Genomic DNA, 14,393 nt, shown 5'->3' with positions numbered 1-14,393 from the left:
ACGTGATCACGTGGTTCGGGGCGACTTCGGTCGTGCGGAACGGAAAGAGCGCGGGCGCTCAGACGCCGAAGTACTCCCGCACGATCGGCGCGATGCCCCGGAACGCCTTGCTGCGGTGCGACAGGGCGTTCTTCTCGTCGCGGGTGAGCTCCGCCGACGAGCGGTCGGCGTCGTCCGGCCGGAACACCGGGTCGTAGCCGTGCCCGCCGTCACCGACGGGCTCGGTCAGCACCTCGCCGTTCCAGACCGCCTCGACGACGTGCTCCTGACCGTCGGGCGTCACGAAGGCCGCTGCGCACACGAACGCGGCGGTGCGCTCGACGACACCCTGCAGGTTCGTGAGCAGCAGCGCGATGTTGTCGGCGTCCGAGCGGGTGCCGGCGTAGCGGGCCGAGTGGATGCCCGGTGCGCCCCCGAGGGCGTCGACCGCGATCCCGGAGTCGTCGGCGAGCGCCGGCAGCCCCGTGTGTGCGACCGCGGCACGCGCCTTGATCAGGGCGTTCGCCGCGTAGCTGTCGCCGTCCTCGACCGGCTCGGGACCGTCGTACCCGACGAGTTCGACACCCTCGCCGAGCGCCGACCCGAGGATCTCGCGCAGTTCGACGACCTTGCCCTGGTTGTGGGTGGCCAGCACCACCTCGCGGGACGTCACGCCAGACCCAGGACCGAACGCTGGATCGCCGCGAGCGACTGGTTGCCGGCCAGGCCGAGGTCGAGCAGGACGTTCAGCTCGTCTCGGTCGAACGGCGCGTGCTCGGCGGTGCCCTGCACCTCGATGAACTTGCCCGACCCCGTCGTGACGATGTTCATGTCGGTGTCCGCGGCGGAGTCCTCGGTGTAGGCCAGGTCGAGCATCGGCTCCCCCTTGACGATGCCGACCGAGATCGCCTGCACGCTGTCGGTGAGCGGGGTGGCCTTCTTCGCGATGAAGCCCTTGGCGCGGCCCCACTCGATCGCGTCGGCCATCGCCACGTACGCGCCCGTGATTGACGCCGTGCGGGTGCCGCCGTCGGCCTGCAGCACGTCGCAGTCGATGACGAGGGTGTTCTCGCCCAGGGCCTTCGTGTCGACGACGGCGCGGAGCGAACGCCCGATGAGGCGGGAGATCTCGTGCGTGCGGCCGCCGACCTTGCCCTTGATGGACTCGCGCTGCATGCGCTCGTTGGTCGACCGCGGCAGCATCGAGTACTCGGCGGTGACCCACCCGGTGCCCTTGCCGGCGAGCCAGCGGGGCACGCCGTTGGTGAACGACGCGGTGCAGAGCACCTTGGTGTTGCCGAAGGAGATGAGCGCGCTGCCCTCGGCCTGCGTGCTCCACCCCCGCTCGATGGTGACGGGACGGTGGTCGGTGGCGGTACGGCCGTCGACGCGGAGGTTGTCGGTCATGGGGTCCTTTCGGTGCGGGGCAGCGTGATGGCCCCCGTCTGGAGGTGGCCGACGCTCGAGACCTCGGGACCGAGGAAGCGCCGGGCGAGCCGGATGAAGCCGTTCTTGTCGTCGCCCGTCGCCTCGAACGAGTACGTCGGGGCGGTGGTCGCGGTGCGCTCGAGCCCGTGCTCCACGAGCCGGCGGTAGACGTCGTTCGCGGTCTCCTCGGCGCTGGAGACGAGCGTGACCTCCGGACCCATGACGAACTGGATCGCGGCGGACATGAGCGGGTAGTGGGTGCAGCCGAGCACGAGGGTGTCCACGTCGGCGGCACGGATCGGGTCGAGGTACCCGGCCGCGATTTCGCGCAGCGACGGCGACGAGGTGTCCCCCGCCTCGACGAACTCGACGAACCGGGGGCACGCGGCGGTGGTCAGCGTGACGTCGGCGGCGACCGCGAAGGCGTCCTCGTAGGCGCGCGACGCGATGGTGCCGACGGTGCCGATGACCCCGATGCGGCCCGTACGGGTCTGCTTGACGGCGGCGCGGGCCGCGGGCTGGATGACCTCGACCACGGGGATGCCGTACGCCTGCTCGTACCGTTCGCGGGCGTCGCGGAGCACGGCGGACGAGGCGGTGTTGCACGCGATCACCAGGGCCTTCACGCCCTGCTCCACCAAATCGTCCATGACCTCGAGCGCGTAGCGGCGGACGTCGGCGATGGGCTTCGGGCCGTAGGGCGAGTGCACGGTGTCGCCGACGTACCGGATGCTCTCGCGCGGGAGCTGGTCGATGATGGCGCGGGCCACGGTGAGGCCGCCGACCCCGCTGTCGAAGACTCCGATCGGTGCATCCGTCACGGCACCAGCGTACCGATGCCCGCCCCGGACCCTCGCACCGTGCGAGGTCCGCCCACGCGACGTGCGAGGTTCCGGACTCGGTGCGACCCTCGGCGGGTACCACCGAGTCCGGAACCTCGCACGGACCGAACCGTGACGCCGGGCGCCGGGGGTGATCCGGGCCTCCCGAGGGTCACGTCACTAGTGTCGGAGACGTGACCAGCGCGCTCCTCACCGACCAGTACGAGCTCACCATGGTGGACGCCGCCCTGAAGGACGGCACCGCCGACCGCCGATGCGTCTTCGAGGTGTTCGCCCGGCGGCTGCCGGACGGCCGCCGCTACGGTGTCGCGGCCGGACTCGGACGCTTCCTCACCGCCCTCGGCGACTTCCGCTTCGGCGACGAGGAGATCGGGTTCCTGCGCGACCGCGGCGTCATCGACGCCGGCACCGCCTCGTGGCTCGCCGACTACCGGTTCAGCGGCGACGTCCGCGCCTACCGGGAGGGCGAGGTCTACTTCCCGAACTCCCCCATCCTGCAGATCGAGGGCACCTTCGCCGAGGCCGTCGTGCTCGAGACCCTCGCCCTGAGCATCTTCAACGCGGACTCCGCGATCGCCTCGGCCGCCGCCCGCATGGTGTCCGCCGCCGACGGCCGCCCGCTCGCCGAGATGGGCTCCCGCCGCACCGGCGAGTGGAACGCCGTGGCTGCCGCCCGTGCCGCGTACATCGCCGGCTTCGGTGCGACGAGCAACCTCGAGGCTGGCCGCACCTGGGGCATCCCCACGATGGGCACCGCCGCGCACGCCTTCACGCTGCTGCACGACTCCGAGGAGCAGGCGTTCCGTTCGCAGCTCGACGCGCTCGGCAGCGGCACGACCCTGCTCGTCGACACCTACGACATCGAGGCCGCGGTCGAGACGGCCGTCCGCCTCACCGACGGCAAGCTCGGCGGCGTCCGGATCGACAGCGGCGACCTGCCGTCCGTCGTCGCCGCCGTGCGTGCGCAGCTCGACCGCCTCGGCGCGACGGGCACGAAGATCACGGTGACGAACGACCTCGACGAGTACACGATCGCCGCGCTCCGAGCCGCCCCGGTCGACTCGTACGGCGTCGGTACCTCGGTCGTCTCCGGCTCCGGGCACCCGGCCGCCGGCATGGTGTTCAAGCTCGTCGCGCACCGGGACGCGGACGGCGGCGACTGGGTCCCCGTCGCCAAGAAGTCGGCCGACAAGGCGTCGATCGGCGGCCGGAAGGAGGCGGGCCGACGACTCCGCAACGGCGTCGCGACCGCCGAGATCGTGCTCACGGGCGCGCAGGTCGGCCCGGACGAGCGGCCGCTGCTGGTCCCCGTCGTCACCGGCGGCGAGGTCGACCCGGCGTTCCTCGGCACGCAGGGCGTCGAGGCCGCACGCGCGCACCACAAGCGCGCGAAGGCGGAGCTGCCCGCCGACGCGTCCCGCATCGGGCGCGGCGACCCCGCCATCCCCACCCTGGTGATCTAGAACCCGCGCGCGCGCACGCACGCACGCACCTCGCGCGTCGCGTTCGCGTCCGCGTCCGCGTCGCCGCTTCGTGAGCAGAAATGGTCGGGTGTCCGAGGGTGACCCGACCTCTTCTGCTCACGATGTGCGGTCAGCTGACGCAGACGACGGACGGGAGGCCCGTGGCGGCGTCGCCACGGGCCTCCCGTCCGTCTGCTGGTCGCGTCTACTCGGCCTTCATCTTCTCGTAGATGACCTTGCAGTCCGGGCAGACCGGGAACTTCTCCGGGTCGCGACCCGGGATCCACTTCTTGCCGCACAGGGCCTTGACCGGCTTGCCGGACATGGCCGACTGCAGGATCTTGTCCTTCTTCACGTAGTGCGAGAACCGCTCGTGGTCACCGGGTTCGATCGCTTCGTCTTCGAGGAGCTTCTCGAGCTCCCGGTCCATCACGTCGAGGCCGCCGCCTGGTTCCGTCATGCTCATGGGTCCAGGGTACGACGGTCCGCCCTCGGGCGCGCCGCTCGTTGCGCTGCGCCGCTCGTTGCGCTGCGCTGCACCGCTAGTTGCGCTGCGCCGCGGCGAGCAGGTCGGGGCCGCGGCGGTCGAACAGGCGTCCGCCCGCGGACACACCGATCACGAGCACGACGGCACCGACCCCGATGCCCACCAGGAGCGTCAGCACCGACCACGGCTCCGGTCCCTGCACGGCGGCGAGCACCGCGAGGCCGACAGCGGGGACCGTGCAGAGCACGATGCCGATCACCATGGTCGCCTGCGCGACCGTGGCGGTGACGCCGGCGGCCTGCGGCTGCTGGAAGGGATGGTCGCCCGGGCGCACCGTCGGGTAGGGCATGAGCACGGACAGGACGCTCGACAACCCGAGCCCGGACAGCAGGGCACTCGCACTGACGCCGATGAGCAGCGGGAAGGCGGCCCAGTCGCCGAACAGCCACGCGGACAGCGCGGCCCCGGCGACGATCGCGGGCGCCCCCACGACCAGCACGGGAACGACACGACCGAGCCGGTCACTCCACCCGGGCGCACCGGACGCGACGTGCAGCCACACGGCGGTGTTGTCGTACGAGACGTCGTTGTGCGGCAGGAACCCGGCGATCAGGGCCATCAGCGGCAGCGGCACGAGGGCGGTCCACTGCCACGGCACCCCGGCGACGCCGAGCGGGATGACGACGATCGGCACGAGCAGGATGATCAGGTACGACGTGCGGTACCGCGGGTCGCGCACCCAGTAGGTGAGCGCCCGGGCAGCGACGGCCGACACCGGGGCCGAGCCGAACCGGTCGAACCAGCCCAGCCCCTGGTAGCGGCGGGTGCGGGCGCGGTCGTCGACGGTCTCGAGCGCACGGCCGACGAGCGCCCACCATGCCCAGGCGAGGAGCGCGACGACGGCGACCGCGACGAGGAGCTTCGCGACACCGGCGCCGACGTGGCCGCTCGCGACCTCGGCGGGCACAGCCCACGCGGCACCCCAGGGGGTCCAGCCGGCGATGTCCGCGACGCGCTGCATCTCGGCGCCCTGCGGGTCGAGCCAGTCGACGCGGAGCAGCAGCGCCACCGTCGGGATCGAGAGCGCGATGATGACGAGGGCCACCAGCCACCCGGCGTCGCGGGAGCGCTGCGGCCCGATCAGCCGGGAGCCGACGGTGCAGCAGACGCGGATCAGGAGCGCGCAGGTCGCGCCGCCGAGCAGCCCGCCGAGGACCGCGAGCAGGCCGAGACCGGGATCGCGCGCCCAGGCGACGACCTGTCCGATCGCGACGACGACCACGCCGATCACCGGGATGCCGACGAGTCCGGCGACGACGAGCCCGATCGCCAGGCGACGGCGCTCGATGCCGAACACCGCGAAGCGCCGCGGGTCGAGCTGGTCGCTCCGGCCGACGACGAGCGGCACGACCGTGAACCCGAAGGTGATCAGGGTGCCGACGGGCACGATGACCGCACGGGCGACGTCCGGGTCGGCGTCACCGAGGGCGATGGTCTGCGACGCGACGAACACGGCGGCGAGGAGTCCGACGAGGCTGGCGAGCACGACGGCGACGGACCGGCGGGCGGTGCCCCGGACCTCGCCCGCGAGCAGGTCCGCCCTCAGCCGGAGAAGCTGTGCAACCATTCCATGCTCTCCGCGACGACACGACCGCCGGCGAGTTCGACGAACTTGTCCTCGAGGCTCTTGCGCCCGCGGACCTGGGCCATGGTGCCGGACGCCAGGACCTTGCCGCCGACGATGATGGCGACCGAGTCGCAGGTGCGCTGCACGAGCTCCATCGAGTGGCTCGAGAGCACGACCGTGCCGCCGCCCCGGGTGTACCGGCGCAGGATGTCCGTGATCGTCGCCGCACTCACCGGGTCGACCGACTCGAAGGGCTCGTCGAGCACGAGCACCCGCGGCGAGTGGATCAGGGTCGCTGCCAGGGCGATCTTCTTCGCCATGCCGACCGAGTAGTCGGCGACCTGGCGGCCGAGCGCCTCGCCCAGCCCGAAGGCCTCGGCGAGGTCGGCGCTGCGCTTCCGTGCGGTGGCACCGTCGAGCCCGCGGAGCGTGGCCGAGTAGTACAGGAGCTGCGCACCGGTCAGCCGGTCGAACAGCCGGAGCCGGTCCGGCAGGACCCCGAGACTGCGCTTCGCCGCCGTCGGGTCTGCCCAGACGTCGTGGTCGAGCACTGTCACCGAGCCGGCGTCGGGGCGCAGCAGTCCGGTGATCACGGACAGGGTCGTCGTCTTGCCGGCGCCGTTCGGGCCGACCACGCCGAAGATCGAGCCCTGCCGGATCTCGAGGTCGACCTCGTCGACGGCCAGGGTCTGCCCGTACCGCTTGACCAGGCCGCTCGCTGCGAGCACGACGGGCTGGAGCGTCTGCGGCTGCTTCGGTGCGGCGCTGCGCGGCGCACGCTTCTTCGTCGCGGGCGGGGTGGCGGTGGTCGCCCGGCCGGCGTCGTCCGTCACGTCGTCCGCGTCGGTCGGGACGGGAGGCTCGGCGTCGGTCCGCGGGGCGGCCTTCGTCGGGCGCTTGGTGCGCCCCTTGCCGTTGCGCGCCTTCGCGGGGCGCGGCGCCGCGGCCGTCGTGTCGTCGGCGCGGGTGTCCGTCGTGGCGTCGTCGGTACGGGTGTCCGTCGTCGCGTCGGTACGGGTGTCCGTCGTCGCGTCGGTACGGGTGTCCGTCGTCGCGTCGGTCATCGCGTCATCAGTGGCGGCGTCGTCCGCATCAGTGTCCCCCGTGTCGTCGTCGGCTGCGTCGCCCTCAGCAGCCGCGGCGGTGTCCGCTTCGTCGGCGTCCCCCGCCTCGGTCATCCAGGCAGCGTCGGCCGTGGCGTACACGTCCTCGTTCTCTGCTCGCGCTGGCATCGACCCACCGTACCAACGCTCTCCGACCGTCGGGAACCGTCGCGGCCCGGGTCACGAATTGAGTACGAAGCGCGCAGACCCGTACCCCGCGAGGGGGTGTTTCCGTATCATTCACCAGGGCACGAAGGAGTGTTCACCACTTGGAAACCTGCTCCAGCAGGCGATCCCGGCGGCCTCTTCGCAGCGACGACCACGTCGACACGAACGGTTCTCGGGCAACTCGGACGTTGGAAGCGCAGACTCGACGAGGCCCGCCCGTACCCCAGGGTGCGCGGGCGGACACCAGAAGGGACCAGCATGACCACGCAGATCGTGATCCTCGCAGCGGGGATGGGCAGCCGTCTCGGCCGCAGCCTGCCGAAGCCGCTCACGGAGCTCAGTGACGGCCGCACCATCATGCAGCAGCAGTTCGACAACATCCGCGCCGCGTTCGGTTCGAGCGCCCGCGTGACGATCGTCGTCGGCTACAAGTCGGAGCACATCGTCGAGGCGTTCCCCGACGCGAACTTCGTCTACAACGAGTCGTACGACTCCACCAACACCTCGAAGAGCCTGCTGCGTGCCCTCAAGGCCACCGGCAAGAGCGGTGTCCTCTGGATGAACGGCGACGTGGTCTTCGACCCGATGGCGCTCGTCCGTGCGGCCGACATGATCGACGAGGGCCGTTCCTTCGTCAGCATCAACACCGACAAGGTCTCCGACGAAGAGGTCAAGTACACCGTCGACGCCGAGGGCTTCATCCACAAGCTCTCCAAGCAGGTCGTCGGGGGTCTCGGCGAAGCCGTCGGGATCAACTACGTCTCCGCAGCCGACAAGCAGGCCCTCATCCGGCAGCTCGGTCGCGTCGACGACCAGGAGTACTTCGAGGGCGGCATCGAGGCTGCCATCGCCGAGGACGGGCTACGCTGGACGCCGATCGACATCTCCGACCTGTACGCGGTCGAGATCGACTTCGCCGAGGACCTCGAGCGCGCGAACAACCTGTTCGCCTGAACCACCGTCAGGACCCCTCGGCGGTTCCGCCCGAAGGGAAACCGTGACCACAGCGAGTGCGCCGACCGCGCCCGTGGCTCCCGCACCCGCGAAGGCCCGGAGCGCCGGTCGGCGCTATCGTCAGGCCCTCTGGTTGCTGACCGTCCGCGACCTGCGGGTCCGCTACTCGACGTCGGCGCTCGGCTACGTGTGGTCGATCCTCGACCCGCTCGTGATGTCGGGGATCTACTGGTTCGTCTTCACGCAGGTCTTCCACCGCGGCTCGGTCGGTGAAGATCCGTACATCGTGTTCCTGCTGTCCGCGCTGCTGCCGTGGATGTGGTTCACCGGTGGCGTCTCGGACTCCACCCGGGCGTTCATCAAGGAATCGAAGCTCATCCGCTCGACCACCATCCCCCGCACGATCTGGGTGGCACGTATCGACGCGTCGAAGGGCATCGAGTTCCTGCTGAGCCTGCCGGTCCTGGCCGCCTTCGCGATCGCGACGGGCGCCCACCTGCACTGGCAGGTCGTGTTCTTCCCGCTGGCGATCGTGCTGCAGTGCGCACTGGTCTACGGCCTGGGGCTCATCGTCGCCCCGCTCGTGGTCTTCTTCCGTGACCTCGAGCGCGCCACCAAGCTCGTGCTGCGGTTCCTGTTCTACGCGTCCCCGATCATCTACGGCACGCACGCACTGCCTCCCGCCCTGCGGGACATCGCCGCGATCAACCCGCTCACCGGCATCTTCGGCATGTACCGTGCGGCGTTCTTCCCCGGCCAGCTCGACTGGCTCGAGGTCGGAGCCTCGGTGGTCGTGACCGGCATCGTCCTGGTGATCGGCTTCGCGGTGTTCCGCCGCAGCGAGCACCGCGTGCTGAAGGAGCTGTGATGACCGCGACCGACCAGACCCGACGCATCGAGACCGTCACCCCGGTCATCTCGGTGCGCGACGCCGGCATCTGCTTCAAACGGAACCGTCGCGCGAGCCGGAACTTCAAGGACCTGTTCGCCGGACGCGGGCGCCGCAAGCGTGCCGATGAGTTCTGGGCGCTCCGCAACGTGTCGTTCGACGTCCGCCCGGGCGAGGCGATCGGGGTCGTGGGGCGGAACGGACAGGGCAAGTCGACCCTGCTGAAGCTCGTGGCCCAGGTCATGCTGCCCGACGAGGGCCGCGTCGACGTGGGTGCCGGCGTCGCCCCGCTCATCGAGATCACGGGAGGTTTCGTCGGTGACCTCACCGTGCGCGACAACGTGTACCTGACGGCGGGCCTGCACGGCATGTCCCGGGCCGAGATCCGCGACGCCTTCGACGAGATCATCGACTTCGCCGAGATCGCCGACTTCGTGGACACCCCCTACAAGCACCTGTCGAGCGGCATGAAGGTCCGCATCGCGTTCGCGGTGATCTCGCGGCTCGACGAGCCGGTCATCCTGGTCGACGAGGTGCTGGCGGTGGGCGACAAGGCCTTCCGCGAGAAGTGCTACAAGCGGATCGAGCAGCTCCTGGCCGGCGGCCGGACGCTGTTCTTCGTCTCCCACAGCGACAAGGACCTGCGCCGCTTCTGCGACCGGGGGCTCTACCTCGACAAGGGTCGTCTGCAGCTCGACGGCACCATCGAGGCCGCGCTGGCCCGGTACGCGGCCGACTACGGCTCCTGACCGGCCGGGGTACTCCCCCTGCACCAACACGGGCGTCAGTGGCTCCCTCCACAGCCCGGGCCCTCGTGGCCGCCCCCGGGGTCCCGCCGTCGGACCCTCCCCCTAGCGTTCCCACCATGCACCACCCACCAACCGCGTACGCCGTCCCGTTCGCCGTCGACCGATCGCACGCACCGCGTCGGTACGACCTCGTCAACATCGGCCCTGAGCCGGTCGACGGGCTCACGCTCACCCACCTGGGCAACGGGTACTGCCCGCCGCTCGCAGTGCGCCGCCTCGACCCCGGCCGATCGCTGTCCCTGGCGGTCTTCGGCGCCGACCCCGAGGACACGGGGGTCGTCATCGTCCGGTGGCGTCGGCCCGACCGGTCCGAGTACCTCTGGCGGATGTCGCTCGTCGGGCCGGGGATGCAGCCGTGACGCGGCACCGGCCTCCGGCACGGAGCCCGCGGGGTGACGATCGCCCGTCAGGCCCCGTCGCGTTCGGCGGCAACGGTCCGCCACCGCTCGAGCAACCACTCCACTGCCGCGTGGAACCGCGCCGTTGCCGCACCCGGGGTGGTGTCGCCGAAGTACCGGGCGACCCAGTGCTGCAGGCGTGCGAGCTCCTCGGCGTCGCTCGCGGCCGCGTCGACCCGGGCGAGCACCGACGGGGCGTCCGCCGCGGTCAGCCAGTTCGCGTCGCTCAGGTAGCCCCGCTCGTCGACGTCGGCCTCGGGCGACACCGGCCGCGTGACGATGAGCGGCTTGCCCACCGCCAGTCGGTCGTAGATCATCGCGCTGATGTCGGTGATCGCCACGTCCGCGTCCGCCAGCTGCCAGCCGAGGTCACCGCCGTCGTCGTACAGGTGGTGCGCGGCCGGGTCGGCGGCGTTGGCCGCGCTGATCGCCGCGACGATCCGCTCGTGCGCCGCGCGGTAGGCGGGGTCGAGCACACCGCTGCGCGGGTGCGGGCGGTACACCAGACGGTGGCGGGGCGATGCGAGCACCTGCTCGGCGATGACCGTGCCGTGCGACGCGATCGACCCGTACGCCGCGGCACCGCGGTCACCCTCCCACGTCGGGGCGTAGAGCACGACGGTCCGGTCGTCGTCGGGGTACGGGGCCGCTCCGGCGAAGTGGTCGGCCTGCGGGCGTCCGATCGCGATGGTCCGGGCGTCCAGGTCGTAGTCCCACAGCGCCTCGGCCAGACGGTCACGTGCCGCGTCCCCCGCGATCAGGGCGTAGTCGTACGCCTTGAACTGGTTCGTCGTCATGTACATCTTGTCGCTCTCACCGTGGTTGACGAAGACGTGCCACATCCGCCCGTACCGCATCATCTGGAAGTTGCGGGCGTTCTGGTTGACGTACAGCACCACCTTCGGCGCCTGCGTGTCGACGAAGTGTTCGAGGTCGACCACCTGCCGGGCGTAGACCGCGGGCACGGGAGACTCCTCGAGCAGGGTCAGCATGGTGCCCGGGCTCCGCGAGATGATCGCCACCGGGTGCGTCTTCGCGAGTTCGGCCAGCGGCGCGTACCACTGGCGCACCTGGTACATGTTGACCGGACCGTCGGCGAAGTACACGGCGATCTCGACCGAACCGGGCGCCGGCTTCGGCGCGGACGGCAGTCGCCGTGCGAGCTGCTGCCGGCTGCGGCGGGACGTCAGGAGTCGCTCGACGAGCCGCAGCGCGGTCCGCAGGTCGCTGATGATCGACATGGTCCTTCTCCGGGTCTGCTCTGGTGGGACGAGGCGTGCGGGTCAGACGACCGGCGGCCGCCCTGCGATGGTCATCCGTGCGACTGTGATCCAGCCCATCGGGCGGACCGGACCGCAGTCGGTCGTCCATCCTTCACGGATCCCGCCGAACCAGGTGGCCAGTCGGCGGGGGTGACGCCACCAGCGCGTGATCTGGATCGCGGCCCACGACCCCACGTACACCGGGCGCAGCACCGCGGGCAGGTTGCGCCGAGCCAGCCACACCCGGTTCCGGGCGTTCAACCGGTAGTACTCGGTGTGCCGCGCCGGGTCGATCGCGGGGTGGTGCGCCACGAGGTCGCCGGCGTACCAGGTCCGACGGCCGGCATCCCACACGCGCCAGGCGAGCTCGATGCCCTCGTGGGCGTAGAAGTACTCGGCCCCCCAGCCGCCGACGGCACGGTAGACGTCCATCGGCAGCACGACGGCGCCTTCCCAGACCGAGAACACCGGCGACGAGTGGTCCGGCTCGCCCTTCCGGATCCGCGGCACCCATCGGCGGGGGTTCGCGGCACCCGTGGGGTCGACGACCCGGGGCTGCACGAGGCCGAGCGACGGATCGTGCTCGAACAGCGCGATCGCGTCGCGCAGGAAGGTCGGCGACGGCACCGACGCATCGTCGTCGAGGAAGAACACGTAGTCACCGTCGACGACCTCGGCCCCGGCGTTCCGACCGGCCGGGATCCCGACGTTCTCGGGCAGGGCCAGGGCTCGCACACCGTCCGGCAGCCCCGTGGGTGCCCAGCCGTTGCCGACGCAGACGACGTCGAGCTCGACGTCCTGCTGGGCGAGCACGCTGTCGAGGCCGCGGCGCAGGTCCTCCGGCCGGGTGCCCTGCGACAGGCTCACCACGGCGACGCGCGGTCGTCCGCGGTGCACCACCGCGTGCCGGCGCAGGGTTCCGGGCACGGTCGTGTCCTCGGTCACGCCTTGACCCGCTTCGAGGCGATGATCGCCAGGAAGTGCCCGATCGTCGCGAGCACGGCGAGCGGCAACAGCGCACCGACCAGGATCCGGCTGGCGAGCGGGTCACCGATCACCAGGGCGAGCAGCGCGAAGACGAACGCGAGCATGCTCAGCTCGACCGAGTGGTACAGGCGGTGGAACGGCAGGAACCGTGCCACGCGGCGGAGCGAGGCGAGCCTGCGGCCGGACGGGGCGGTGGAGGCATCCCGTCGGTCGACCAGCTTGTCGAGCCCGGCGTTCGCGCGGGCCACGTGCACCATGTCGTTCAGGGCCTTGTTGAGCACGATGACCAGGCCGAGCGCGCACCCGATGGTGGTCCACATCCAGTCGGCGCCGTGGATGGGCCAGGTGGCCGCGCGGATGCCGAGCGCGACCGGGATCAGCCCCTCGGTCGTGTAGTGCCCCACCTTGTCCAGGAACACCCCGGCGGGCGACTTGGTGCCGCGCCACCGGGCGACCTCGCCGTCGGAGCAGTCGACGAGCATCTGCAGCTGGCCGAGGACCAGTGCCAGGGCGGCGCCCCAGATGCCGGGGATGAGCAGGGCGGCGGCGACGCTCCAGCCGACCAGGATCATCAGGCCGGTGACCTGGTTCGCGCTGACGCGGGTCTTCAGGAGCACCCAGGTCAGGTACGGCGAGACGTCGCGCAGGTACAGCGAGGCCGTCCAGTGCTCGGCGTTGGCGCGCGCACGGACCTCGTCCGGCTGGGCGACGGCCCGGAGTTCGGCGATCGAGGTCGGCCGTGCGGATCCGCGGCCGGTCGTGGGGTGGTCGGTCATTCGGTCACCGTCCCGTGTGGGTGGTCAGCTCGGACGTGCGGGTCAGGAACCCGATGATGAACCCGAGCCCCCAGCCCACGTGGATGCAGGGCAGCACGACGAGCAACCAGAGGAGCGTCGGCAGCCCGGAGCGGCGCGCCACCGCGATCGACCCCAGGACGACGAAGAGCAGGTAGACGACGGGCACGACGAACCCGAGCAGCGCCCAGGCGAGCGGGGTGCCGAGCGCCGCGCCGACGATGCCGACGAGTCCGGCGACGACGCCCAGCGCCATCGCCGCGACCATCGCCGGCGGCACGAAGTAGCGCAGGCCGTTGTTCGCCGGGAATCGACGCGCGAGCTCGCCGCGCCAGAGCCCGGTGGCGACGAACTGCCGCACCAGGCGCTTCAGGCTCGGCCGCGGGCGGTAGGTGACGACGAGTTCCGGCGTGAACCAGACGGTCCCGCCGGTCTGGCGCAGCCGCCGGTTGAGTTCCCAGTCCTGGCCGCGCTTGATGCCCTCGTCGAAGAGGCCGACGTCGAACAGCCGCTCACGTCGGAACACGCCGAGGTAGGCGGTCTCGGCCGGGCCGGCTGTGCCGCCCACGTGGTGCGGCGTGCCGCCGAGGCCGACACGGCTGCCGTAGGCCAGGGCGACGGCCCGCTCGAAGGGGGTCCGGCCCTCGGCGCGCATGATGCCGCCGACGTTGTCCGCTCCGGATTCCAGGAGCGTGCGCACCGCGATGCGCGTGTAGTCGGTGGGCAGGACCGAGTGCGCGTCGACGCGGATGACGACGGGGTGCACGGACGCACGGATCGCGACGTTCAGCCCGGCGGGCGTCGAGCCGACGGGGTTGTCGATCGCGCGGATCCGCGGGTCGGCAGCGCTCATCTCGGCGACGAGTTCGTTCGTGCCGTCGATCGACGGCCCGAGCGCGAGGATGACCTCGAACGGGCCCGCGTAGTCCTGGTCGAGCAGACTGCCGACGGCGGCCCGGACCTCGGTGACCTCGTTCAGCACGGGCATCACGTACGAGACGCCCGGCAGGGGCTGTCCGTCTGACTGCATGCGTACCTCGGGGTGCTGGCTTGGCGGCACGGGACGCACCGGGGCGGTGCCGCCCCGCAGAGCGACCATGAGCCTATCAAGAGGCCGAACCGCGCACCTGCGTCGGCGCGGGACGCGCCCCCGTGACGGACTGGAGGCCCGGCGCACGTCGTGCCCCGGGCCTCCTGTCCGTC

General features: G+C 71.4%; 15 protein-coding genes. 5 read left to right on the top strand and 10 right to left on the bottom strand.

Annotated elements, in window-relative coordinates:
- Nucleotides 1–58: 58 nt before the first annotated feature.
- The 3 genes from rdgB to murI are packed head-to-tail and all read right to left on the bottom strand — an operon-like array spanning nucleotide 59 to nucleotide 2,228.
- Nucleotides 59–652, bottom strand: a complete 594-nt coding sequence (gene rdgB / locus DEJ00_RS08565; RefSeq protein ID WP_111057033.1) for an RdgB/HAM1 family non-canonical purine NTP pyrophosphatase — start codon at nucleotides 650–652, stop codon at nucleotides 59–61.
- The gene (rph, locus tag DEJ00_RS08560; protein WP_027464601.1) at nucleotides 649–1,386 is read right to left on the bottom strand and encodes a ribonuclease PH; all 738 of its coding nucleotides are present in this window, start codon (nucleotides 1,384–1,386) and stop codon (nucleotides 649–651) included. The genes rdgB and rph overlap by 4 nt, the downstream gene beginning before the upstream one ends.
- The gene (gene murI / locus DEJ00_RS08555) at nucleotides 1,383–2,228 is read right to left on the bottom strand and encodes a glutamate racemase (RefSeq protein WP_027464600.1); all 846 of its coding nucleotides are present in this window, start codon (nucleotides 2,226–2,228) and stop codon (nucleotides 1,383–1,385) included. Before murI ends, rph begins: the two co-directional genes overlap by 4 nt.
- Nucleotides 2,229–2,422: 194 nt before the next feature.
- Here murI and DEJ00_RS08550 point away from each other — a divergent pair, with 194 nt between their 5' ends.
- A complete protein-coding gene (locus tag DEJ00_RS08550) occupies nucleotides 2,423–3,712 on the top strand; it encodes a nicotinate phosphoribosyltransferase (protein ID WP_027464599.1) in 1,290 nt (429 codons plus the stop codon).
- Between the two features lie 205 nt (nucleotides 3,713–3,917).
- Here the strand turns inward: DEJ00_RS08550 and DEJ00_RS08545 are convergent, their stop codons facing one another.
- From DEJ00_RS08545 to DEJ00_RS08535, 3 genes are all read right to left on the bottom strand, one after another.
- Nucleotides 3,918–4,178, bottom strand: coding sequence for a DUF3039 domain-containing protein (locus DEJ00_RS08545; protein ID WP_111057032.1), 261 nt, complete (start codon nucleotides 4,176–4,178; stop codon nucleotides 3,918–3,920).
- A gap of 76 nt (nucleotides 4,179–4,254) precedes the next feature.
- Nucleotides 4,255–5,826, bottom strand: a complete 1,572-nt coding sequence (locus DEJ00_RS08540; protein WP_111057031.1) for an ABC transporter permease — start codon at nucleotides 5,824–5,826, stop codon at nucleotides 4,255–4,257.
- Nucleotides 5,802–7,058, bottom strand: a complete 1,257-nt coding sequence (locus DEJ00_RS08535; protein WP_258373598.1) for an ABC transporter ATP-binding protein — start codon at nucleotides 7,056–7,058, stop codon at nucleotides 5,802–5,804. The genes DEJ00_RS08540 and DEJ00_RS08535 overlap by 25 nt, the downstream gene beginning before the upstream one ends.
- 297 nt (nucleotides 7,059–7,355) lie before the next feature.
- Between DEJ00_RS08535 and DEJ00_RS08530 the strand changes: the two genes are divergently transcribed.
- The 4 genes from DEJ00_RS08530 to DEJ00_RS08515 all read left to right on the top strand — a co-directional run bounded on the left by DEJ00_RS08530 (nucleotide 7,356) and on the right by DEJ00_RS08515 (nucleotide 10,108).
- Nucleotides 7,356–8,051 carry an NTP transferase domain-containing protein gene (locus DEJ00_RS08530; RefSeq protein ID WP_111057030.1) on the top strand — a complete coding sequence of 232 codons (696 nt, stop codon included), beginning with the start codon at nucleotides 7,356–7,358 and terminating at the stop codon, nucleotides 8,049–8,051.
- Nucleotides 8,052–8,094: 43 nt separating this feature from the next.
- Nucleotides 8,095–8,919: an ABC transporter permease gene (locus tag DEJ00_RS08525; protein WP_232536603.1), complete on the top strand. Its 825-nt coding sequence runs from the start codon at nucleotides 8,095–8,097 to the stop codon at nucleotides 8,917–8,919.
- Nucleotides 8,919–9,689: an ABC transporter ATP-binding protein gene (locus DEJ00_RS08520; protein ID WP_051596509.1), complete on the top strand. Its 771-nt coding sequence runs from the start codon at nucleotides 8,919–8,921 to the stop codon at nucleotides 9,687–9,689. Before DEJ00_RS08525 ends, DEJ00_RS08520 begins: the two co-directional genes overlap by 1 nt.
- 116 nt (nucleotides 9,690–9,805) lie before the next feature.
- Nucleotides 9,806–10,108 carry a hypothetical protein gene (locus tag DEJ00_RS08515; protein ID WP_111057028.1) on the top strand — a complete coding sequence of 101 codons (303 nt, stop codon included), beginning with the start codon at nucleotides 9,806–9,808 and terminating at the stop codon, nucleotides 10,106–10,108.
- A gap of 47 nt (nucleotides 10,109–10,155) precedes the next feature.
- On the opposite strand, the gene DEJ00_RS08510 is transcribed toward DEJ00_RS08515, so the two are convergent.
- The 4 genes from DEJ00_RS08510 to DEJ00_RS08495 are packed head-to-tail and all read right to left on the bottom strand — an operon-like array spanning nucleotide 10,156 to nucleotide 14,220.
- On the bottom strand, nucleotides 10,156–11,388 hold the full coding sequence (locus tag DEJ00_RS08510; RefSeq protein ID WP_111057027.1) for a CDP-glycerol glycerophosphotransferase family protein: 1,233 nt from the start codon (nucleotides 11,386–11,388) through the stop codon (nucleotides 10,156–10,158).
- Between the two features lie 42 nt (nucleotides 11,389–11,430).
- Nucleotides 11,431–12,306 (bottom strand): glycosyltransferase family 2 protein, encoded by an 876-nt coding sequence (locus tag DEJ00_RS08505; protein ID WP_181440135.1) that lies wholly within the window; start codon nucleotides 12,304–12,306, stop codon nucleotides 11,431–11,433.
- Nucleotides 12,307–12,350: 44 nt separating this feature from the next.
- Nucleotides 12,351–13,172, bottom strand: a complete 822-nt coding sequence (locus DEJ00_RS08500; protein ID WP_027464591.1) for a CDP-alcohol phosphatidyltransferase family protein — start codon at nucleotides 13,170–13,172, stop codon at nucleotides 12,351–12,353.
- 4 nt (nucleotides 13,173–13,176) lie between these two features.
- Nucleotides 13,177–14,220 carry a glycosyltransferase family 2 protein gene (locus DEJ00_RS08495; protein ID WP_027464590.1) on the bottom strand — a complete coding sequence of 348 codons (1,044 nt, stop codon included), beginning with the start codon at nucleotides 14,218–14,220 and terminating at the stop codon, nucleotides 13,177–13,179.
- Between the last annotated feature and the right edge of the window lie 173 nt (nucleotides 14,221–14,393).

The organism is Curtobacterium sp. MCLR17_039, assembly GCF_003234745.1.
GTDB lineage: Bacteria > Actinomycetota > Actinomycetes > Actinomycetales > Microbacteriaceae > Curtobacterium > Curtobacterium flaccumfaciens.
The sequence above is the reverse complement of the archived record's forward strand: the minus strand, read 5'-3'. Positions and strand labels throughout refer to the sequence as shown.

Bases quoted from the DNA above. Each gene is read 5' to 3' on its own strand.
- DEJ00_RS08515 (WP_111057028.1), top strand. From the start codon at position 9,806: ATGCACCACCCACCAACCGCGTACGCCGTCCCGTTCGCCGTCGACCGA.
- DEJ00_RS08530 (WP_111057030.1), top strand. From the start codon at position 7,356: ATGACCACGCAGATCGTGATCCTCGCAGCGGGGATGGGCAGCCGTCTC.
- DEJ00_RS08520 (WP_051596509.1), top strand. From the start codon at position 8,919: ATGACCGCGACCGACCAGACCCGACGCATCGAGACCGTCACCCCGGTC.
- DEJ00_RS08535 (WP_258373598.1), bottom strand. From the start codon at position 7,058: ATGCCAGCGCGAGCAGAGAACGAGGACGTGTACGCCACGGCCGACGCT.
- rph (WP_027464601.1), bottom strand. From the start codon at position 1,386: ATGACCGACAACCTCCGCGTCGACGGCCGTACCGCCACCGACCACCGT.
- DEJ00_RS08545 (WP_111057032.1), bottom strand. From the start codon at position 4,178: ATGAGCATGACGGAACCAGGCGGCGGCCTCGACGTGATGGACCGGGAG.
- DEJ00_RS08495 (WP_027464590.1), bottom strand. From the start codon at position 14,220: ATGCAGTCAGACGGACAGCCCCTGCCGGGCGTCTCGTACGTGATGCCC.
- DEJ00_RS08500 (WP_027464591.1), bottom strand. From the start codon at position 13,172: ATGACCGACCACCCCACGACCGGCCGCGGATCCGCACGGCCGACCTCG.
- DEJ00_RS08510 (WP_111057027.1), bottom strand. From the start codon at position 11,388: ATGTCGATCATCAGCGACCTGCGGACCGCGCTGCGGCTCGTCGAGCGA.
- DEJ00_RS08540 (WP_111057031.1), bottom strand. From the start codon at position 5,826: ATGGTTGCACAGCTTCTCCGGCTGAGGGCGGACCTGCTCGCGGGCGAG.